The organism is Longimicrobium sp. (assembly GCF_036399255.1).
Taxonomy (GTDB): Bacteria; Gemmatimonadota; Gemmatimonadetes; order Longimicrobiales; family Longimicrobiaceae; genus Longimicrobium.
Window position 1 is genome coordinate 1 of the sequence record NZ_DASWNM010000162.1, and the last position, 20,779, is coordinate 20,779.

Annotated in this window: 14 protein-coding genes; 4 read left to right on the top strand and 10 right to left on the bottom strand. The window is 71.9% G+C overall.

Going from position 1 to position 20,779, the window contains the following annotated elements; translation table 11 throughout:
* Positions 1-207 precede the first annotated feature (207 nt).
* Positions 208-1,344 carry an NAD(P)-binding domain-containing protein gene (locus VGC13_RS30685; RefSeq protein ID WP_331129162.1) on the bottom strand — a complete coding sequence of 379 codons (1,137 nt, stop codon included), beginning with the start codon at positions 1,342-1,344 and terminating at the stop codon, positions 208-210.
* A 379-nt stretch (positions 1,345-1,723) separates the two neighbouring features.
* Here VGC13_RS30685 and VGC13_RS30690 point away from each other — a divergent pair, with 379 nt between their 5' ends.
* Both VGC13_RS30690 and VGC13_RS30695 read left to right on the top strand, forming a co-directional pair.
* Positions 1,724-1,903, top strand: a complete 180-nt coding sequence (locus VGC13_RS30690; protein WP_331129163.1) for a hypothetical protein — start codon at positions 1,724-1,726, stop codon at positions 1,901-1,903.
* A gap of 34 nt (positions 1,904-1,937) precedes the next feature.
* Positions 1,938-2,246, top strand: coding sequence for a hypothetical protein (locus tag VGC13_RS30695; protein ID WP_331129164.1), 309 nt, complete (start codon positions 1,938-1,940; stop codon positions 2,244-2,246).
* Between the two features lie 106 nt (positions 2,247-2,352).
* Here VGC13_RS30695 and VGC13_RS30700 read toward each other — a convergent pair whose 3' ends face one another.
* Complete coding sequence (locus VGC13_RS30700; RefSeq protein ID WP_331129165.1) at positions 2,353-2,574, bottom strand: dodecin; 222 nt, start codon at positions 2,572-2,574, stop codon at positions 2,353-2,355.
* 213 nt (positions 2,575-2,787) lie between these two features.
* On the opposite strand from VGC13_RS30700, the gene VGC13_RS30705 reads away from it, so the two are divergent.
* A complete protein-coding gene (locus tag VGC13_RS30705) occupies positions 2,788-3,150 on the top strand; it encodes a hypothetical protein (RefSeq protein ID WP_331129166.1) in 363 nt (120 codons plus the stop codon).
* A gap of 1,127 nt (positions 3,151-4,277) precedes the next feature.
* Here the strand turns inward: VGC13_RS30705 and VGC13_RS30710 are convergent.
* The 6 genes from VGC13_RS30710 to VGC13_RS30735 all read right to left on the bottom strand — a co-directional run bounded on the left by VGC13_RS30710 (position 4,278) and on the right by VGC13_RS30735 (position 16,861).
* Complete coding sequence (locus tag VGC13_RS30710; protein WP_331129167.1) at positions 4,278-5,063, bottom strand: inositol monophosphatase family protein; 786 nt, start codon at positions 5,061-5,063, stop codon at positions 4,278-4,280.
* Positions 5,064-5,072: 9 nt separating this feature from the next.
* Positions 5,073-5,726 carry a DNA-3-methyladenine glycosylase gene (locus VGC13_RS30715; protein WP_331129168.1) on the bottom strand — a complete coding sequence of 218 codons (654 nt, stop codon included), beginning with the start codon at positions 5,724-5,726 and terminating at the stop codon, positions 5,073-5,075.
* A complete protein-coding gene (locus VGC13_RS30720) occupies positions 5,723-8,929 on the bottom strand; it encodes an NYN domain-containing protein (RefSeq protein ID WP_331129169.1) in 3,207 nt (1,068 codons plus the stop codon). Before VGC13_RS30720 ends, VGC13_RS30715 begins: the two co-directional genes overlap by 4 nt.
* 190 nt (positions 8,930-9,119) lie before the next feature.
* Complete coding sequence (locus tag VGC13_RS30725; RefSeq protein ID WP_331129170.1) at positions 9,120-10,715, bottom strand: class I adenylate-forming enzyme family protein; 1,596 nt, start codon at positions 10,713-10,715, stop codon at positions 9,120-9,122.
* A gap of 501 nt (positions 10,716-11,216) precedes the next feature.
* Positions 11,217-12,938 carry an ATP-binding protein gene (locus tag VGC13_RS30730; RefSeq protein WP_331129171.1) on the bottom strand — a complete coding sequence of 574 codons (1,722 nt, stop codon included), beginning with the start codon at positions 12,936-12,938 and terminating at the stop codon, positions 11,217-11,219.
* 257 nt (positions 12,939-13,195) lie between these two features.
* A complete protein-coding gene (locus VGC13_RS30735) occupies positions 13,196-16,861 on the bottom strand; it encodes a PAS domain S-box protein (RefSeq protein ID WP_331129172.1) in 3,666 nt (1,221 codons plus the stop codon).
* Positions 16,862-17,287: 426 nt separating this feature from the next.
* Between VGC13_RS30735 and VGC13_RS30740 the strand changes: the two genes are divergently transcribed.
* Entirely contained in the window at positions 17,288-17,737 is a 450-nt protein-coding gene (locus VGC13_RS30740) for an SRPBCC family protein (RefSeq protein ID WP_331129173.1), read from the top strand.
* A 167-nt stretch (positions 17,738-17,904) separates the two neighbouring features.
* Here VGC13_RS30740 and VGC13_RS30745 read toward each other — a convergent pair whose 3' ends face one another.
* Together VGC13_RS30745 and VGC13_RS30750 are read right to left on the bottom strand one after the other, a co-directional pair.
* Positions 17,905-18,843, bottom strand: coding sequence for an epimerase (locus VGC13_RS30745; protein WP_331129174.1), 939 nt, complete (start codon positions 18,841-18,843; stop codon positions 17,905-17,907).
* A 242-nt stretch (positions 18,844-19,085) separates the two neighbouring features.
* On the bottom strand, positions 19,086-20,447 hold the full coding sequence (locus VGC13_RS30750; protein ID WP_331129175.1) for a solute carrier family 23 protein: 1,362 nt from the start codon (positions 20,445-20,447) through the stop codon (positions 19,086-19,088).
* Between the last annotated feature and the right edge of the window lie 332 nt (positions 20,448-20,779).

Sequence of the window (20,779 nt, forward strand, 5' to 3'; positions counted from 1 at the left end):
AGGACCCTGGTCCCGACGCCTATGATGCGCGACAGCGACAGCGCCTCGTACGCAAACTGCACAAACGGGCCGATGCCCTCGGCTTCGCCCTTGTCGCTATCGACACGGGCGAACTCCTACCGACAGGAGTTTCTTAGGAGGACCTGGTATGACACCGTGGGCAGACCGTAGACCGGATTTGCGGCGGTGCTCTCCGTTGACTTTGCATCAGCCCGTGGTGCGCGGAATCTCCAGGTAGTCCATCAGCTCGCTGGCGGCGGCGGCGCCGGCGCGGTTGGCGCCGATGGTGGAGGCGGACGGGCCGTATCCCACCAGGTGAATCCGCGGATCGCGCGCGACCTGCGTCGCCAGGCGGCCGGTCATGACGATGCCGCCGTCCGGCCCGCGCAGCTGCAGCGGCGCAAGGTGGTCCAGCGAGCTGCGAAAGCCGGTGCACCACAGGATGACGTCGGCGCGCAGAAAGGTGCCGTCGGGCCAGCGGACGCCGTCTTCCACGATCTCGCTGAACATCGGCAGCCTGTTCAGCACCCCGCGGGCGCGCATCGCCTGGATGGCGGGGGTCACCGGCAGCCCCGTCACCGACACGACGGAGGTGGGCGGCAGCCCGCGCCGCACCCGGTCCTCCACCATGGCCACGGCGGCGCGGCCGGCCTGCTCGTCGAACGGACCTTCGCGGAACTCCGGCGGCCGGCGCGTGACCCAGGTGGTGGTGGTGACGCGGGAGATCTCGTCCAGCAGCTGGATGGCGGAGATGCCGGCGCCCACGATGATTACGTGCTTTCCCGCGAACTCCCCGGCCGTCCGGTAGTCCTTGGTGTGCAGCTGCCGTCCGGCGAACCGCTCCGCGCCGGGATACACGGGGACGTACGGCGTTTCCCACGTCCCCGTGGCGTTGATGATCCCCCGCGCCGAGACGTCCATGCGGTCCGTCTCGATGCGCAGCCACCCGCCGCGCTCGCACACCACCCGCACCCGGATGGGACGGTAGACGGGAAGCCCGAACGCCTTTTCGTACGCAGCGAAGTAACGCGGCACGGCGACGCTCGCCTGCACCTGCCCGGCGTCGGTCTCCACCGCGTCGGAAAAGCGCATCCCGGGAAGGTCGTGGATGCGGTTGACGGTGCTCAGCGTGAGCGAGGGCCAGCGGAACTGCCAGGCGCCGCCGGGCGCCGACGCCTGGTCAAGGACCACGAAGCCCCGGTCCGGCGCCAGCCCGCGCTTCTTGAGGTGGTACGCCGCGGACAGGCCCGCCTGCCCCGCCCCGATCACCAGGATCTCGACCTTGAGCGCCACGCCTGCGGGTGACGCGCGCCGCGCTTCGCCCTGGGGCGCGGTGGATGTCATCGGCAACGAGGATGGGGCAAGAGGATGTTCAGCTCCCGGGTTCTTGACGCAAACGCGTGACTTCCTGAGGGAGCGCACACGGAGAAGCCGGAAGATACACAATCGGTTGCGCGCGACCGAAGGATCTACTCCCGGGCACGACGGGGCCAGATCCGTAGTTGCAATCCAGCCCATTCGTACTGCCGGCCAGATCCTTCAGTCGGCGCCAGGCTGCTTCGTAGCAGCGGGTCAGGCGCGGCGCCTCCCTCAAGGAAGTCAACGCGGCCAGGCTGATTCTTGAACACATCCAAGAGAGCGGAAAGTCGGATAGCAACGGGCGATTTCCGTGCGCGGCGCGGGCGTTGCGTAGTGCATCGTCAACGCACACAGGGAGATGACGATGGCGACCGGCCCCGATCCCAACCGCTTCACCGAGACGGACCACGAGACGCGCCCCAAGGACTACGCGCGCGGCGACAGCCTGGGCGACCTGAAGTCCACGCGGCTGGGGCTGCCCACGTGGGGCGTGGCGGTGGTCATCGTCGCCGTGTTCGTGCTGTTCCTGGTCCTGACGCGCTGAACCGCGCACGCCACGCCGAACCAAGCGTATCCCCATGCGCGCATCCGCCCGCCTGATCGCCGCCGCGGTGCTGGCGGCCGCGCTGCCCGCGTGCGTGAACAACCGGCCGTACCACCTGCAGCCGGGCGAGATTGCCGCCTACGACTGCGCCGGCTACCAGTTCACCGTGCAGGCCAGCCTGAGCCGCGCCCGCCTTACGCTGGCGAACGGCCGCATCTACAGCCTGATGAGCGACGGCCCGGGGCGCGGCTACGTGGGCGAAGGCGTGCGCCTGTTCGTCTCGCAGCGCGCCGCGCGGCTGGAGACGCAGAGCGCGGTGTACAGCCGCTGCCGGCGGGTGTGAGGGAAAGAAGTGCCGAGTACCTAGTGCCGGAGTACCGAGTGCCTGGAAGCGCTTCACCAAGGTCTCGGCACTCGATACTAGGTACTCGGCACTTCTTCTCTCCCCCTCAGCTCTCGCCGGCGCCGTCCTCCAGCTTGAACCAGAGCTTCACCTTGACCTGGTACTCGTGGATCTCGCCGCCCTTGATGTAGCCGCGCTGCTCCACGACTTCCATCCACTCCAGGTTGCGCATGGTCTCGCCGGCGCGCTTTACGGCCCCGCGCACCGCGTCCTCGAAGCTCTGCCCCGAGGTGCCCACCATCTCGATGGACTTGAACACTCCGCTCATCGGTCCCCTTCTCCGTTCCGGTGATCCGGACCCCGCGTCCGGTCCGGTGCCGGCGGGCAAGCCACGTTCCACCGTCACACGCCCTCCTCCGCCCACCCGGTGCAATGGACGTGACGATTGACGAAATCACCCGTTCGCGCAACCTTATAAACCGCGTCCCGGCAGACTTTCTCCCGGCGCGTCCGCGCCAGCATCCGTCCCGGAGAGGCATAGATGGGCCTGCGTACGTTCATTGCCCCGGACGGGGCCGAGTGGCGGGTGTGGAACGTGGTTCCCAGCCTGGGGCTGAACGAGGAGTCGCGCCAGTGGGAGCGGCGCGGGCAGGACGTGCTTGCCTACGACGGACCCGACCGCCGCCAGCACGACCGGCGCCACGCGCCGCCATTCGTAAGCCCGCAGCTTTCCAGCGGCTGGCTGTGCTTTGAGTCCGACGTGGCCAAGCGGCGCCTGGCGCCCCCTCCGGAAGCCTGGGAAGACGCGGCGGATGCGGAGCTGGTGGCGTTCTGGGAGCGCGCCGAGCCCGTTGCCCCGCGCAAGATCCAGATCCCCGGCATCTCCCCGCACCGCCTGCCCTGACCCGGCTTTTTGGGTCGATACCAATCGCGCGGCGCCGCATCGGATGCGCCGCCGCGCTGCTTTATCTCCCCACGCCAAAAATTTGTCATCCTGAGGCCCGTCCACCCCGAACTCCGGCGTCGCGACGGAGCACGCCGGGCCGAAGGATCTACTCTCCGACTGCTCGACCGCGGACGCGGCAGCCCGCACCAGCGCCGCGGCCACGACCCACTCGGACGATCCCGGTCCAACACACCAGGTTGTCATCTCGAGGCCCATGCACCCTGGAACCTGCCCTTCGTGACGGAGTACGCCGGCCGAAGGATCTACTCTCCGATTGCTGGAGCGCGGACGCGGCAGCCCGCACCAGCGCCGCGGCCACGACGCACTCGGACGATCCCGGTCCAACACACCAGGTTGTCATCCTGAGGCCCATCCACCCCGAACTCCGCCCTCGCCGACAGAGCACGCCGGGCCGAAGGATCTACTCTCCGATTGCTGGAGCGCGGACGCGGCAGCCCGCACCAGCGCCGCGGCCACGACGCACTCGGACGATGCCGGACAAGGCCGTAACCGAGAACCGTCGGCGCGCACCAGCCCCGTCGTTGCGGAAGCGAGGTCCTTCGGTCGCGCGCCGGATTCCGGGTACCGGAAGGGATGGCGCGGCGCTCCCTCAGGAAGTCACTTCTGGGTTCTGCGCACGGAATGGTCGTACCCGCGGATGCGGGGCGACGACAAGTCACCAGCACGCCGACAGTAGATTCCTCAGTCGGCGCCAGAGTACCGAGTGAGGAAGGCGCCGTGCGGCGCCTCCTTCGGAATGACAGACGGGTGTGCGGGGAAGGTGTGTGAGCGCGGATCCGGGGCGCGGCGACAGGCCACCAGCACACCGACAGTAGATTCCTCAGTCGGCGCCAGAGTACCGAGTGAGGGAAGGCGCCGTGCGGCGCCTCCTTCGGAATGACAGACGGGTGTGCGGGAAAGGTGTGTGACCGCGGATCCGGGGCGCGGCGACAGGCCACCAGCACACCGACGGTAGATTCCTCAGTCGGCGCCAGAGTACCCCGTGAGGGAAAGCGCCGTGCGGCGCCTCCTTCGGAATGACAGACGGGTGTGCGGGGAAGGTGTGTGCGCGACCCGGGTGCGAGCTACGCGAGCGGGTGAGGGCCACGCATGATCGCGGCGGCGCGGTCGTGGAGCAGGCCGTTGCTGGCGATGGAGTTGGTCTGCGGGGCGATGGGCGACCCGTCGAACTGCGAAAAGCGGCCGCCCGCCTCGGGCAGGATCACGGCGAACGGCGCGTAGTCGTAGTACTGTCCGCAGATGGGATCGCAGAACAATTCCGCGCGGCCGGTGGCCACCAGGTAGTAGCCGAATCCGTCGCCCCACGTGCGCGCCACGCGCGTCGCATCCACCAGCCGCTCGAAGCCCGGCCGGTACAGCGGCGTGTCGCGCCAGTACTCCAGCCCCGACGTCACCAGCCGCGCGGCGGACAGGTCGTCGCACTCCGACACGCGCACGCGCTGGCCGTTGACCCACGCGCCCGCCCCCACGCCACCCACCAGCGTCTGCCCGATGGCGGGAAAGTGCGCGCACCCCACCACGGGCCGGCCCTCCGCCTCCAGCGCCAGCAGCACGCAGTACAGCGGCACCCCGCTGGCGAACGACCGGGTGCCGTCGATGGGGTCGATGATCCAGCGGCGCCCGGAGCGCGACGGCCGCTCGGCCTCTTCCTCGCCGATGATCCCGTCCTCGGGAAACGCCTCGGCCACGGCGGCGCGGATGTACGCCTCCGCGGCCAGGTCCGCCGCGGTCAGCTCGGAGCCGTCGCCCTTGAAGCGCACGTCGGCCGTGCCGAAGTGCCGCAGCGTCACGTCGCCCGCGTCGCGCGCCGTGCGCACGGCAAAGTCCATCAGGTCGTCCAGGTCGTTCATCATCAGATCTTACGATTTTCCTGATACGTGCGGATCGCCGCGCAGCCAGAAGCGCAGCGGCCAGTCCGCCGCCCGGCTGATGCCGATCCGCGGCCCCACCGCCACGTCCGCCTCCGCAATCGGCCGGCCCGGCGCGATCCAGAGCGGCGGCCGGTCCAGCGGATGGCGGTTGAGGGCGGCGTCCACGCCCAGCGCGCGCGCCAGGTTCCCCGGCCCGCGCATCAGCTCGTGGTCCGGGCGGCCGGGGCGCCGCGCGCGGGCGTGCTCGATGCCGTCGACAGGGCGCGCGGCGCGCACCAGCACGGCGGCCCCGAACCCCTCGTCGCCGGTGACGAAGTTCAGGCACCAGTGCATGCCGTAGATCAGGTAGACGTATGCCGTCCCCGCCGGGCCGAACATGGCGTCGTTGCGCGCTGTGCGGCCAAAGCGCTCCGCCGCGTGCGAGGCCTCGTCCTCCGGCCCCACGTACGCCTCCGTCTCCACGATCTCGGCGCTCACCCGCACCCCGCCGGCCTCGGAGACGATCGTCGCGCCCAGCAGCTCGCGCGCGACCGCCTCGGCGGGGCGGGCGTAGAACGCGGCCGGCAGCGGCGCCGGCTCCCCATGCGCGGAGCGCCGCGCCCGGACTTCGGGCGCGGCGCTCGCGTTCTTCCTGGGCGTCACTCCGCGGCGCCGCCTTCGCGCCCGCGGTTTCCGCCGCGTCCGCGTCCGCCGCGGCGGCGGGGGCGGCGCGCACCGGCCGCGCCTCCCTCGTCCCCCGCCGGCTCCGCCGCGGGTGCTTCGGCGGCGGCTTCCGCCGGAGCGGCGGCGCCTCCACCGGTGCCTCCGCGACGGCCACGCCCCCGTCCGCCGCGCGCGGCGGGCTCTTCCGCCGCCGGAGCGGCTTCCGGAGCGGGCGCTTCGGCGGCCGGCGCCTCCGCGGCGGCGTCTCCGCCACGGCCGCGCCCACGTCCCCGTCCGCGCGCCGGGCGATCCTCCGCCGCGGCCTCGGGAGCGGGTGCCGGCTCGGGGGCCGGTGCTTCCGCCGGCGCTTCGGCGGCGGGCGCTTCCGCACGCTCCGCGTCGCCACGGCCGCCGCGGCTGCGTCCACGACCGCCGCGGCGGCTGCGGGACCGCCCACGCGGGGCGTCCGTGCCCTCGTCGCCCGTGAGGACCGCGTCACCCATCAGCGTGGGATCGGTGTCGCCCACGACCTCCTCGGCCTGCGCCGCGGGGGCCTGCACCTCGTCGTCCCCCGCGGGGGCGGCGCCGGTGCCGGCATCGCCCACCAGCGTGGGATCGGTGTCGCCCACCACGGCCTCCGCCTGCGCGGGCGCAGACTCGTCCGCCGCCGCGCGGCCGCGTCCCCTGCCCCGCCCGCCGCGCCGCGAGCGCCCGCCGCCGCCAGCCTCAGGCGTGGTGGCGTCGCCCATCAGCGTGGGATCTGTGTCGCCCACCACCGCCTCGGCCTCCGCCGGAGCGGACTCGTCCGCCGCCGGGGCTTCCTCGGCGGCCGGGGCGGGCGCCGGCGCGTTCGCCATCAGCTGCTCGCGCTCCGTGCCCCACTGCTCCAGCAGCGGGCGCGCCTTGCGGGCGCCCAGCAGCTCGCGGACGGCGTCGGGGTTTTCGTCCAGCGTGCGCCACACCTCGGCGCCGTACGCGTCCGCCAGCGCCTCGCCCGTGGCGCGGCCGACGAAGTTGTACGAGGCCACGCGCTGCACGATGCCATCGCGGTCCGACGGCAGCCCCAGCGCCGCCGGATCGAACGCGGGCGCCGCGGCCGGCTGCGCCTCCGCCGCCGGCGCCTCTTCGGCACCCCGGCCGCGTCCCCCGCGCGAACGGCCGCCACGCTCCTGCGCGGCCGGCTCCTCCGCGGGCGTCTCGGCGCGCGGCGCCTCGGCCTGCGGCTCGGGCTGCGGATCATCCGCCGCCACCTGCGGCGCCGGCTCCTGCGGACGCGCGCCGCCCACCGAGATCACCTGCCCCGGAAGGAGCGGCGGCGGCCCGGACGGTGTTCCGCCGCGACGGCCGCGGCCGCCGCGAATCCCCACCGCACCGGCGGAGGTGGACGAGCCGCGGTTGGCGACGCTGGCGGGGTCCCCCAGCTGCGCCGTGGGCACCGCGGGCTCGCGGTGCGTCACCAGCGCGCCGTCGTCCGCCTCCTGAACGGCCTGCGCCGGCGTCATCTCCGGCGTCTCGGCCGGGGCCGCGGCGGGCTCCTCCGCACGCGCGGCGGGGCGCTGCTCCTCCACCGGCTGCGCATCGCCGCCGCCCACCACCTGCCCGGGAAGGAGCGGCGGCGGACCGGCGGTCGCGCCACGGCCGCGGCCGCGTCCCCGTCCACCCCGCCCGCCGCGCTCCGCGCCGGCCGCCTCGCCCGTTCCGCCCGCGGCGGAGGGGGCCGGGGCCGCGGACGTGTCCGCGGCCGCGCGGGCCTGCGGCGCGCCCGCGGTCAGCACCGGCTCCGGGAGCCGCTTGCCGCCGGCGGGAAGCAGCACCTCGTAGCCGCCGTCCTCCTGGCGGCGCACGTCCACCACTTCGGCGTCGTGGGCCTGGCGCAGGAAGCGGTTGAACTTGCTGAAGCCCAGCGTGTGCTCGTCGAAGCCCGGCTGGATCTCGAGCATGCGGCGCTTCAGGTCGCCGTCGCGGGCCGTGTCGCCCGGACGCTTGACCATCTGCCGCAGCGCGTGCTGCAGCAGCGCGTACGCGTTGCGCAGCGGGTCCACCGCCTCGCCCGAGGGCGCCGGGGAGGGCGCGCGGACCGTGGGAGCCGGGGCGGCGGCGGGCTCGGCGGCCGGCGCCTGGGCCGCGGGGGCCTGCGCCTCCACGTCCGGCTCGGCGAACGCGGGAACGCTCGCCTCGGGCACGCGGGCCGGCGCATCGGCCGGCGCCTCGTAGACGTCGGCGGGCGCGGCGTCGGCGGGCGCAGCCGCGATGGGCGCGGGCGCGTCGGTGCGCGGACGCTCGCGGTCGCCGCCGCGGCCGTCACGGTCGCGGTAGCGGTCGCCGAAGCGGCCACGTCCCCGGCCGCGGTCGCGATCGCGGTCACGCCCGCGCTCGCGGTCCGGACGCGGCTCGCCCGAGACGGGGGCGGAGTCGTCGCCGCCCTCCTCCACGCGCGGCGGCGCCACCTCCCAGTCGCCGCCGTCGGTGCGGCGCAGGCGCACCGCGCCGCGCTGCTGCGCCTCGGTGATGAACTTGCTGAACTTGCCGTACCCGATGTCCTTTTCGTTGAACCCCTGGTCCAGCTCCACCATCACCTGCTTCAGCCGGTCCACGCGCATCACGTCGCCGCGGCGGGCCATCAGGGTGGCGGCCTTGGTCACCAGCTCCCACGGGTTCTCGCGCACGCCGGTGTCTTCGGTGGCGCGCGTAAGGCCGCTGAGGTTGTGGTACGAGTAGTACTCGTCGCAGTTCTGGATGAGCAGGTCGCTGGCGCTCTCCCGCATCCCCACGCCGATGACGTACTTGCCGTACTCCTTGAGCTTCATCACGCAGCTCGAGAAGTCGCTGTCGCCGGTGAGCAGGATGAAGACGCCGATCTCGGGGCGCATGAAGGCCAGCTCGATGGCGTCCACCGCCATGCGCAGGTCGGTGGCGTTCTTCTTGGAGGTGCCGTAGGCGGGGGCAAAGATCAGGTCGACGGAGGCTTCCGTCAGGGGAACCACGCTGGCGGGGTAGCGGCGCCAGTCGGCGTAGGCGCGGCGGACGGCGATCTTGCCGCGGAAGACGTCGGAGTCCAGCAGCGACTTGAGCTCCTTGCCCAGGTCGCTGCGCACGTTCATGGTGACGTTGTCAAAGTCGATCAGCAGCGCGGCGCTGCGCGTGCTGCTCATCGCCGGTCCACCCGTAAGGACCTGCTGCGAGAGCATCGGGGATTTGTTCATCGGTTGTCCAGTCAGTCGTTTCGTTTACGATCTGACGAGTCCCCTCGGCCTCGGTGTGGAAGTGCCAAGTATCAAGTGCCTAGTGCCAAGTGCCGGATGCCGCTCTGCGGGCACCTGGGCACTTGGCACTGGGGACTCGGTACTTTCTCTTCCACCCGACGGCGGGAGGAGCCTCGTCTGCTTTTCGTGTTCACCGGCGGCTGCTCTCTTCCGCGCTGATCATGCGCGCGAGCTCCACGCGGCGAACCTTGCCGCTTCCCGTCAGCGGGAAGCCGTCCAGAAACCGCACTAGGTCGGGGACCTTGTAGTCCGCCAGCACCTCGCGGCAAAAGTCGCGGATCTCCGGACCCGTGACGATCGCCCCCTCCACGGGGACGATGCAGGCGCACGCCACCTCGCCCAGGATCTCGTCGGGGAGCCCCACGACCGCCACGTCGAGCACCGCGGGATGGGCGTGCAGCCGGTCCTCCACCTCGCGCGGGTAGACGTTGAACCCGCCGCGGATGATCATCTCCTTGCGGCGCCCGATGATGTGGACGTAGCCCTCCTCGTCCACCATCCCCAGGTCGCCGGTCAGGAAGAACCCGTCGGGCGTGAACACCTGCGACGTCTCGCCCGGCTGCCGGTAGTACCCGCGCATGATGCACGGCCCCCGCACCGCCAGCTCGCCCACCGACTCCACCGGGAGCACCGAGCCGTCCACGTCGATCACGCGGATCTCCACCTCGGGAAGCGCGCGGCCCACCGTGGCCACCTGCTTCCCCGGCGGGTCGGAGGGCGTGTTGACCGAGACCAGGTTGCCGGTCTCCGTCATCCCGTACCCCACGCGCACCCCGGGCACCAGCTCGCGCTGAATGCGCTGCACCAGCTCTTCGGGGACCGGCGCGCCCGCCACCACCCCGGTACGCAGCGACCCCGTGCCGCGGTTTTCGCGGTCGGGGGCGTTGAGCGCCAGGATGAAGTTGGTGGGGACGCCGTGGAACACCGTCACCCGCTCGCGCTCGACGATGTCGAGCACCGTGGCCGAGTCGTACCCCTCGTGCAGCACCAGCGACGCGCCGGCCACCATGGTCCCCAGCACCCCCGTGCCGATGCCGAACGCGTTGAACAGCGTGTTGACGCCGAACACCACGTCGTCGGCCGCCAGCCCCAGCGCGTCGGCGCTGAGGGCGGCGTTGGCCATCAGGTTCTCGTGCGTGAGCTCCACCCCCTTGGGCTTGCCCATGGTGCCCGAGGTGTACATGATGGCGAACAGCTCGTCGGCCCCGCCTTCGTGCTTTGGATACGCACGCCCCTCGCCGCTGCTCACCAGGTCTTCGAACTGGTGGATGCGGTCGTCGTACCACAGGTCTTCCTCGCCCACCGACACCACGTACTGCAGGTCGGGAAGCACGCCCAGGTACTGTTCGAAGCGGGCCAGGTAGTCCGTTCCCTCCCAGTTCTCGGCCGTCACCACGGCGACGGATTCCGAGTGCCGCAGCATGTACTGCAGCTCCGGGCTGGTGAACCGGGGGTTGAGCGGAACGATGACGGCGCCCAGCTTGGCCGCCGCGAACGCGGAGACCACGAACTCGGGCCAGTTGGGAAGGGTGAGGGCGATGCGGTCTCCCGCCTCGATTCCCAGCTCATGGAGCGCCGCCGCCAGGGCGTCGGCCTGCGCGTCCACCTGCGCGTACGTGAGCCTGCGGTCCTCGAACGCAACGAAGGGCCGCTGCGGGTCTTCGTTCACGCGCAGCGCGAGGCTGTCCGCGAGCGTAAGACCGCGAAAGCGGTCGCGTAGCGCCATGTAACCTCCGTCGGGGTTTCTCAGCCTGGTAACGACGGGCAGAAACATAGCGGGCGGCAGGGAAACCGTCAAATTCTGCCCCCGCAACGGTTCGGGAGGGTGCGGCGGGGGGAGAGGCGGGGGGAGATTCGGGGCGCTTCGAACGGCATCGAACTGCGTCCGCGGGGTGCCCCTCCCCCGGCCCCTCCCCGTTCGTTCCTCACGGAGAGGGGAGAATTCGATCCCGCTTCGGACGGTCCGCCGCCCAGGCCATCCCCCCAACCAGCCACGTGGCAGGCACTTGGCCCAACGACAGGGCCTCCAGTCCGCGAAGGCGGCCTTCGTGTGGTTGTTGCAGCGAATTCATTCGCCCTTGCCCCCACCCCCAAAACAAAAACCTCCCCCAGCAGTGTTGGGGGAGGTGGGCGAGTGGTGCGAGCCCGGAGGGGGCGCCGGCCGCGCGCATCGTCCCGTCCGAAGCATCGGACGGCCAGCCCTGCACGGTCTTCCGCCGAACTAACTTCACACCCCCGCCAGCGCCTCCACCTCCGCGCTCCCGGTTGTCACCGTGGCATCGATCTCCGCCGGTGCCTTGGCGGGAAGGGTGAAGTGGAAGATGCTTCCCTGCCCCAGCTCGCTCTCCACCCAGATGCGCCCGCCGTGCGCCTCGACGATGCCGCGGGCGATGGCCAGCCCCAGCCCCAGCCCGCGCCGGTCGGCCGCGTGCGCCTGCCAGAAGCGCCCGAACACGTGCGGCAGCTGCTCGGGCGAGATCCCGCTGCCGGTGTCGATCACCGACACGCGCACCCCGTCCGCGCCCCACTCGCCCGCCAGCGTCACCGACCCGCCCTCCGGCGTGAACTTGAGCGCGTTCCCCACCAGGTTGCTGATCACCTGCATCAGGCGCGCGCCGTCCACCCGCAGCCGCGGCAGCTCGCGGAAGCCCCGCGTCTGGAAGGTGATCCCGCGCGCCTCGGCCAGCGGGCGCAGCATGGCGGCCGACTCGGCCAGCAGCAGCGACAGGTCCTCGTCCTTGGGCGCCATGGTCATCTTGCCGCCGGCCACGCGCGACACGTCCAGCAGGTCCTGGATCAGCCGGTTCATCCGCTCGGCCGAGCGCTTGACGGTGCCCAGGTGCCGGCGCTGGAACGCGTGCTCACTGTCTTCCGGCGTGGTGTCCAGCAGCAGCTCCGCGCCCAGCGAGATGGTCGACAGCGGGTTGCGCAGGTCGTGGGCGACCACGGCCAGCATCTCGTCGCGGGCGCGGGTGGCGGACTGCGCCTCGGCGTACAGCTGCGCGTTCTCCACCGCCAGCGCGGCGCGGCGGGCCAGCTCCTGCGCCAGCGCCAGGTCCTCGGGCCCAAAGCGCCGCCCCGACTCGGCCGACACCAGCGTCAATCCCCCGATGGGCCGGTCGCCGGCGCGCAGCGGCACCACCATCGCCGAGCGCGGGCCGATGACCCCCATCAGCTCGCGCATCCCCGCGCCCCCCGCCAGCGCCTGCAGCAGCACGTCCGACACCTCGGAAAGGAGCACCGGCTCGCCGCCGGCGAACATGGCGCCCAGCGGGTGGTGGCGCGTGCGGTCGGTGGGCGCCACCGAGCGGATCATCCCCTCCTTCTCCGCGTCCACGTGCGCCGCGCCCACCTGCCGGTAGGTGTCGTCGTCCTCGAGCACGTCCACGATGCACAGGTCCGCCAGCTCGGGCACGGCCAGGCGGGCCAGCTGGGCCAGCGTGGTGCAGGTGTCGAAGCTGGAGGCCAGCACGCGGCTGGCCTCGGCCAGGAAGGCGGCGCGGCGCTCGGCGCGCTCGGCCTCTTCGCGGGCCTGGCGCTGGCGCAGGTACAGCACGCGCGTCTCCAGCAGGTTGCGCACGCGCAGCAGCACCTCGACCACGTCGAACGGCTTGGTGAGAAAGTCGCGGGCGCCGCCCGAGAGCGCCTTCTCACGCGCCTCGCTGGTGATGTCGGCGGTCAGCACCAGGACGGGGACGTAGTCGTCGGCGGGAACGTGCTCGCGCAGCTCGCGCATGACGGCGAAGCCGTCCTTCCAGGGCATGTGCAGGTCCAGCAGCACCAGGTCGGGCCGGTGCTCCTCCATCATCGACAGCACCCGGCGCGAGTCGGTGGTGCGGGCCAGCGTGTCGTATCCCTCGCTGCGAAGAAAGCCCTCGAGCAGGTCCAGGTTGGCCTCCTCGTCGTCCACCAGCAGGATGGAGCACGAGGTGAGGGGATCGGCGTTCATGGCAGTGCTTCGGGAAGGGGTTTCCAGCGGCGTCCGCATTGGACGGGTGAATCATACTCACCGGCGCCCGGAGCCACATGGGAAAGATGACCCATCCACCCCTCCGGACCTAGAGAAATCGTCAGAGGGAAGAAAAAGGACCGGGGGTACAGAGGAGCAGAGGAAGAAAAGAGAGGAACAGAGGCGCGGGTCCTCTGTTCCTCCGCCAACCTCTGCTCCTCTGTACCCCCGGTCTTTTGGGCAGATTCAGGAGAACTCTACGCCGCGGCGGCGGGGCGCGCGAGCAGGCGGTCGATGGTGGACAGGAACTCGTCCACGTCCAGCGGCTTGGTGAGGTACGCGTCGGCCCCCTGCGCGCGCAGCCGGTCGATGGTGCGCGGCGTGGCGTCGGCGCTGATCATCACCACCGGGATCCCCGCGGTGCGCCGGTCCGCGCGCAACCGGCGCAGCACCTCGTCGCCCTGCACGTCGGGAAGGTGCAGGTCCAGCAGCACCACGTCGGGGAGGTGCTCGCGCGCCAGCTCCGTCCCCAGGCGCCCCTGCAGCGCCGGGATCGTCTTCCACCCCGGCCGCGAGGCCAGGATGGTCTCGACCAGGCTCAGGTTGGCCAGGTTGTCCTCCACGTACAGCAGCGTCGCCGGCGTGCACGGCCGCGGCTCGGGGGCGGGCGCGGCGGCGGCGCGCAGGGCCAGCCCCTCCACCGGGTCGCGGCTCAGCCGCAGCTCCACCGCGAAGCTGCTTCCCTCGCCGCCGCTGTGCTCCAGCACCAGCGCGCCGCCCATGGCCTCCACCAGCCGCTGGCTCAGCGCCAGCCCCAGCCCCGTCCCCTCGACGTCGCTGTACTCCGCCCCCAGCCGGGCAAAGGGGACGAACAGCTGGTCCACCAGCTCCGGCGCGATCCCCACCCCCGTGTCGCGCACCCGCAGGCGGATGCGCGCGCCGCCCTCGTCCTCGGCCGGGACCATCTCCCACTCCAGCCGCACCTCGCCGTCCTCGCGGTTGTACTTGACCGCGTTGGAAAGCAGGTTCAGCAGCACCTGCACCAGCCGCTGCCGGTCGGCGCGGACGAACAGCGTGCCGGCCGGCCCGTCGTCCGCCGCCAGGCAGATCCCCGCCTGCGCCGCCAGCGGCCGCGCCAGCACCACCGCCTCCTGCAGCACCGCGTCCAGCCGCACCGGCTCCAGCGAAAGCTGCTGGCGGCCCGACTCGATGCGGGCGATGTCGAGGACCTCGTTGATCAGCCGCAGCAGGTGGCGCCCGGCGGTCAGGATGTGCTGCACCCCGCGCTGCTGGTGGGGCTCCAGCGGGGCTCCCCGCTCCAGCAGCTGCGCAAAGCCCAGGATGCTGTTCATGGGGGTGCGCAGCTCGTGGCTCATCCGCGACAGGAACTCGCTCTTGGCGCGGTTGGCCGCCTCGGCCTCGGCCGTGGCGCGGCGCAGCGCTTCTTCCGACAGCCGCCGCTCGGTCACGTCGCGGGTGTTGGCCACCAGCCCGTCCGCGGCCGAATCGGGGTTCAGCGTCTGCCCGATGGCCTCCAGGTAGCGCCAGCTGCCGTCCCTGTGCCGGAAGCGGTACTCCACCAGCCCGATGGTGCCGGGGCTGGCGAACACCCGCGCGATCTCGGTCCCCACCAGCGGCTGGTCGTCGGGGTGGATGAACTCGAAGGTGCTGCGCCCCACCAGCTCCTCGGGCGCGTACCCCAGCATGGGGAGCGACGAGGGACTCATGTACGTCATGACCCCCGCGGGATCCACGATGGAGATGCTGTCCTGGCCGTTCTCGATGAGCCGGCGGAAGTGCCGCTCGCTGCGGCGCAGCGCGTCCTCGGCCTCCTTGCGGTCGGTGATGTCGCGGGTGTTGAACACCAGCCCCTGCGCCGCCGAGTCGGGGAGCAGCGTGCGCCCGAAGGTTTCCAGGTGCCGCCACCCGCCGTCCGCGTGCAGAAAGCGGTACTCGGCGTGGTGCGTGGTCCCCGGCGCGGCCACGGCGCGGGCGATGGCGGCCAGGCTGGCTTCCTGGTCGTCGGGGTGGATGAGCTCCAGCACGTTGCGATCGGCCACGTCGCGCGGCGCGTAGCCCAGTACGCGCTCCGTGGACGGGCTCTGGTAGCGCATCCGCCCCGTCTCGGGGTCCAGGATGACGATGATGTCGTGCCCGTTCTCGATGAGCGCGCGGTAGCGCTCCTCGCTCTCGCGCAGCGCCTCTTCGGCCTGCCGGCGCGCGGTGACGTCGCGGGTGTTGATGACGATGCCGTCGCGCGCGTCGTCCGTCAGCGTCTTGCCCACCGCCTCCACGAAGCGCCACTCGCCGCTCCTGGCGCGGTAGCGGAACTCGGCCGAGCCCGTCATCCCCGGGTTGGCCGCCACGCCCGCCAGCGCGGCCGAGACCCGGGCGTGGTCGTCGGGGTGCACCCGGTCCCACGCCGAGGTGCCGATCCCCTCGGCCACGGTGTAGCCGTACATCCGCTCGATGGCCTCGCTCTCGTAGCGGATGGTGCCGTCGGGGCCGATGATGGACACCAGGTCCGACGCGTGCTCGATGAGCCGCCGGAAGTGCTCTTCGCGGGCGCGCAGGGCACGCTCGGCCTCCACCCGCTCGGTGACGTCGCGGACGACGGCCGCCAGCTCGCCGGGCACCAGCGGCACCAGGCGCGCCTCGTAGGCGCGGGGCTCGCCGTCGGGGCCGTCCAGCGTGTAGTCCATGGCCGCCATCTGCCCCGTCCGCCGCACCCGCGCGCACGCCTCGTCGAACTTGGCGCCCACGTCCGGCGGCAGCACCTCCTGCATGCGCCGGTTCAGGAACAGCTCGGGGGGCACGTACAGCGCGTTGTCGGCGTCGGCGCGGTAGCTCAGGATGCGCCCGTCGTCGGCCAGGCGGAAGTACAGGTCGGGAAGCGCCCGGAACACCACCTCCAGCTCCAGCGTGCGCTGCAGCAGCTCCTCGCGCGCGGCGCGGTGCTGCTGCACCTCGGCGGCCAGCGCGTCGTTGGCGTGCGCCAGCTCGCGGGTGCGCGCTTCCACGCGCTGCTCCAGCGCCTGGTTGGCGCGCTGCAGCTCGGCCTGCGCCCGCTTGAGGTCGGTGACGTCCTGGTGCACCACGATCACCTCGCCCACGGACCCGTCCGCGGCGCGCACCGGGCGCGCGGAGGCCTGGATCCAGCGCGGCTCGGCGGCCGCGCCGCCCACCTCCTCGAAGGCGCGCCGCGTGTCGAACTCGCTGGCGGGGAGGTCCAGCGCCTCGCCGGCGAAGCCGCGGCGCAGCATGTCGCCCAGCGGGGCCAGCTGCGGCTCGTGCAGCGGGTTCCAGTCGCGCGTGTCCTCGAGGCGCAGCCCGAACAGCCGCTCCCAGGCCCGGTTCACCTCCACCGTGCGCCCGTCCGGCGTAAAGATCTGCACGCTCAGGGGAAACTGCTCGTACATCCCGCGAAAGCGGGCCTCGCTGCCGGCCAGCGCCTCGACGGCGGCGCGGTGGTCGTCGGCCATGCGCAGCCGCGCCAGCGCCGACGCGGCCACGCCGGCCAGCGCCTCCATCACCTGCACGTCGTCCGTGCTGAACCCCGCGCCGTTGCGGACCGCGACGAGAACGCCCAGCGCCTCGCCGCCGGCCAGGACCGGTGCGCTGAGCACGCCGGGCGAGCCGCCGCGGGGGCGCACGCGCAGCGGACGCCGCGCGCGCACGGCGCGCCACCCCATCTCGTCGTCGCCCGTGGCCAGCGCGGGGAACGAGGTGTGGTAGCGCAGCGCGCCGGCGGCGGCGTCGAAGGTGGCGAAGCGAAAGCCGTCGCACGGCAGCGCCCGGGCGCAGGCGCGGCGCAGCACCGCGGCCAGCGCCTCGGGCGACTGGGCTCCCGCCGCGCCGGAGGCGGCGTCCGCGACCGCCCGGAGGCGCGCGGCGCCGGCCTCGCGGCCAAGATCTATGTGCAAAGCCGGGGCGGGATGCCGCTCCGCCTCATCGGCTGGAACTGGGGATTGGGCCGCGGCCCGGGGGCCGCGATCTATGCGCAAAGCCGGGGCGGAAGGCTGCTCCGCCGCGTCGGCTGAAGATGGGGTGGACGGTGTACCGCTCATGGCGGGCCGGCTCCGTTGGGGTTGCAGCGCGGACCTTGCTCGGCCCGACGGAGGGAAAGATGCCGCACTCCCCCCGGGCCGGCATGGTGCAGATGACCCATGCCGGCTTGGCGGCGCCCTTCGATCCCCGTACACTGCCCGCGGAACCACCTGTCATTCCGCGAGCGCGCCCGTCCCGGACCGTCGGAACAGCCGCGGAGCCCGCTGGCGCGACCGGAGAATCTTTCGCCCTTCGCCCGGACCGAGGCGGCGCGAGATCCGACTTCCCTGAAGGAGTTGCCGATGTCCCAGGCGAACGACCCGAGCGCCGCCGTCAGCACCGAGCGGCTGCTCTCCGCCAGCCCGCGAGCGGTGTTCGCCGCGTTCGCGCAGCCGGAGCGCCTGGCGCAATGGTGGGGGCCGAGCGGCTTTACGAACACGTTCCAGCGGTTCGAGTTCAGCCCCGGCGGCCGCTGGGTCTTCGTGATGCACGGCCCCAACGGCGCCAGCTACCCCAACGAGAGCGTCTTTCGCGAGATCGAGCCCGACAGCCGGATCGTGATCGAGCACGTCGTAAAGCCGTGGTACAGGCTGACGGTGACGCTGGCCCCGCACGGTGACCATACGCGCCTGGCCTGGGTGCAGGAGTTCGAGAGCCCCGAGGCCGCCGCGAAGATGCGCCGCATCAGCGAACCCGCCAACGAGCAGAACCTCGACCGGCTCCAGGCGCTGCTCGCCAGCGAACGCGCCTGATTCCCAGATCCTGAAAAGATTGGGGGTACAGAGGAACAGACAACAGCCAGAGGAGCAGAGGAAATCGATCTCCCTCTGTTCCTCTGGCTGTTGTCTGTTCCTCTGTACCCTTCCGCTTTTTGCTTTTTCGGAGTGGCACCAGATCCACGGTGGCGCTCCGCCAGCCCTCAACCCATGCGGGCGACCAGGTCGCGTGCGGCGGCGGGCCAGGAGGGAAAGTCGAAGCGGAAGCCGGCGCCGAGCAGCCGGGACGGTACGACGCGGCGGCTCTTGAGAAGGAGCTCCGTGTCGGTGCGGTGAAGGGCCGCGGCGATCTCGATCATCCACCGCGTCCCGCCCAGGCCTATGGGGACGCCCGCCGCGGCACGCAGGGCGCGCATGAACTCGCGCTGCGGCAGGGGTTCCGGCGCGGCCAGGTTCACGGCGCCCTCCATCTCCTCGCGGTCCAGCAGCCAGAGGGCGGAGCGCGCGAGGTCGCGGTCGTGGATCCACGACATGTACTGCGCCCCGCCGGCGATCGGCCCGCCGAGCCCCAGGCGCGTAAGGCGGTGGAGGATGCCGAACGTCCCCTCCCGGTCCGGGGCCATCACGATGGCCATTCGCATCGCCACCTTTCGCGTGTGCGGCGTGTTCGCCGCCGCGAGCTCCCTCTCCCAGGCCTGGGCGATCTCGATGCTGAAGCGCCAGTAGCCGGGCACGTCCGGCTCATCGCCGCCGATGACGCCGGACGCCTCGTCGTTGGGCGCGTCGAAGCGGTGCGCGTAAAGGGTGGCGGTGCTGGCCTGGAGCCACACGCGGGGCGGCCGCGCCGCCGCCTCGACGGCCTGTGCCACCGCGCGCGTGGAGTCGATGCGCGACGCCAGCATCTCCGTGAGGTTGGCCTTGTGGTAGCGGCAGTTCACGCTGCGCCCGGCCAGGTTGATCACCGCGTCGGCACCGTCGATCTCGTTCATCCACGCCCCGGGCGTCCGGCCGTCCCAGGCAACGACACCCGGCTCACGCGGGGCGCCGCGGCTCAGCACCACGACCTCGTCGCCGCGGCGCCGAAGCGCCTCGGCGAGCACCCGCCCGACCTGTCCCGTCCCACCCGGCATCACGATCTTCATCGGCACCCCCTCCGCCCCGCGCGGGCTTGTGTTGAACATGTTCAACTCACTCTGCGGCCAAGGATAGTTCGCGCTCTCGCCAGGCGCAAGAACTTTGTTGAACGCGTTCGATTCACTGCCGCCGTTCTTCCCTCGAATGCAGAACGCCGCCCCTGCAGAGGGACGGCGTTTCTCCACGCGCTCACGGAACTCGGTTTCGCGGGCTCCGTGTCAGGCCGGGATCGATCCCATCGTGCTGGCGCTCAGTGCACGCCGGCAGGCCGCGCGGCTTCCAGGTCCACGCCGGAATCCGCGGTGGCCAGGGCGTCGTGGCGCTCCGCCGGCTCGCGCAGCAGCTGGTAGAGGATGATGGCGCCGAACGTCGCCGTGCCGATGCCGCCCACGGAGAACCCGCCCATCTTGATCACCAGGTCCCCCGCCCCGATGGTCAGCGTGACCGCGGCCGTCACCAGGTTGCGGCTGTTGGAGAAGTCCACCCGGTTCTGCACCCAGATGCGCCCGCCGGTGGCCGCGATCAGCCCGAACAGCACCACCGACAGCCCGCCCAGCACCGGGCCCGGGATGGTCCCCACCAGCGCCCCGAACTTGGGCGACATCCCCATCACGATCGCCGCCACCGCCGCCACCACGAAGATGAGCGTGGAGTAGATGCGCGTCACCGCCATCACCCCGATGTTCTCGGCGTACGTCGTAACGCCCGTGCCGCCGCCCGACGCGGCCACCATGCACGCCAGCCCGTCGCCCACGAACGCGCGGCCCAGGTAGCGGTCCAGCGACTGCCCCGTCATGGCGCCCACCGCCTTGACGTGCCCCAGGTTCTCGGCCACCAGCACCAGCGCCGCCGGGGCAAAGAGCAGCGCCACGTCCCAGCGAAAGACGGGACGCGAAAAGTGGGGAAAGCCGATCCACGCGGCCTCGCGCAGTGGCGCAAAGTTGATGACCGGCCCCATCCCCATCCCGTTGGCCAGCACCAGGTACAGCAGGTAGCCGATGATCCCGCCCAGCAGGATGGGCACGCGGCGCAGCAGCCCGGGCGCGTAGACGGCCACGGCGCCCGTCGCCAGCACCGTCGCCAGGCCGATCGCCGTGTCGAAGCCGCTGCCGCTGATGGCGCGCACCGCCACCGGCGCCAGGTTCAGCCCGATCACCGCCACCACCGAGCCGGTGACCACGGGGGGCATCAGCCGCTCGATCCACCGGTACCCGGTCGCCATCACGATCAGCCCGATGACGGCGTACAGCGCCCCCGCCGCGATGATCCCGCCCAGCGCCACGCCGATGTTGGGGTTGGGCCCCTTTCCCGCGTACCCCGTGGCCGCCAGCGTCACCGCCACGAACGCGAAGCTGCTCCCCAGGTAGCTGGGCACCCGCCCGCCCACGATCACGAAGAAGAGCAACGTCCCGATCCCCGAAAAAAACACGGAGGTGTTGGGATCGAAGCCCATGAGGATGGGCACCAGCACCGTGGCGCCGAACATGGCGAACACGTGCTGCAGCCCCACCACCAGCGTCTGCCCCCATGGCAGCCGCTCCTCGGGGCCGATCACCCCGCCGGCGACGGGGGTCCAGCGGGGAAAAAAGCTTTCGCGTGCGGGCGAGGGCATGGATGGGCCGATGGGGAGGACGTGGCTTGGACCGCAGGCAGGATTGCACAAGGAAGCACGCCGGAGGATGCCTGCGCAAGACCGCTGCGTGGAAACGTGATTCCGCCGCGTACGTCCATGGACGACGGATGACGGGCCTGAAAATGTGTTCAAGAACCAGCCTGGCCGCGTTGACTTCTGAGAGGGTGTTTAAGAATCCCTGCGCTCGCGCCCGTATGTCATTTCGAAGGAGGCGCCACACCGCACCATCGGCTCGCACGAAATCCGGCGCGCCGACTGAGAAATCTACTGTCTGCTGCTGGTGCCCCGCCGCACCGCTCCGGCACTGGCCC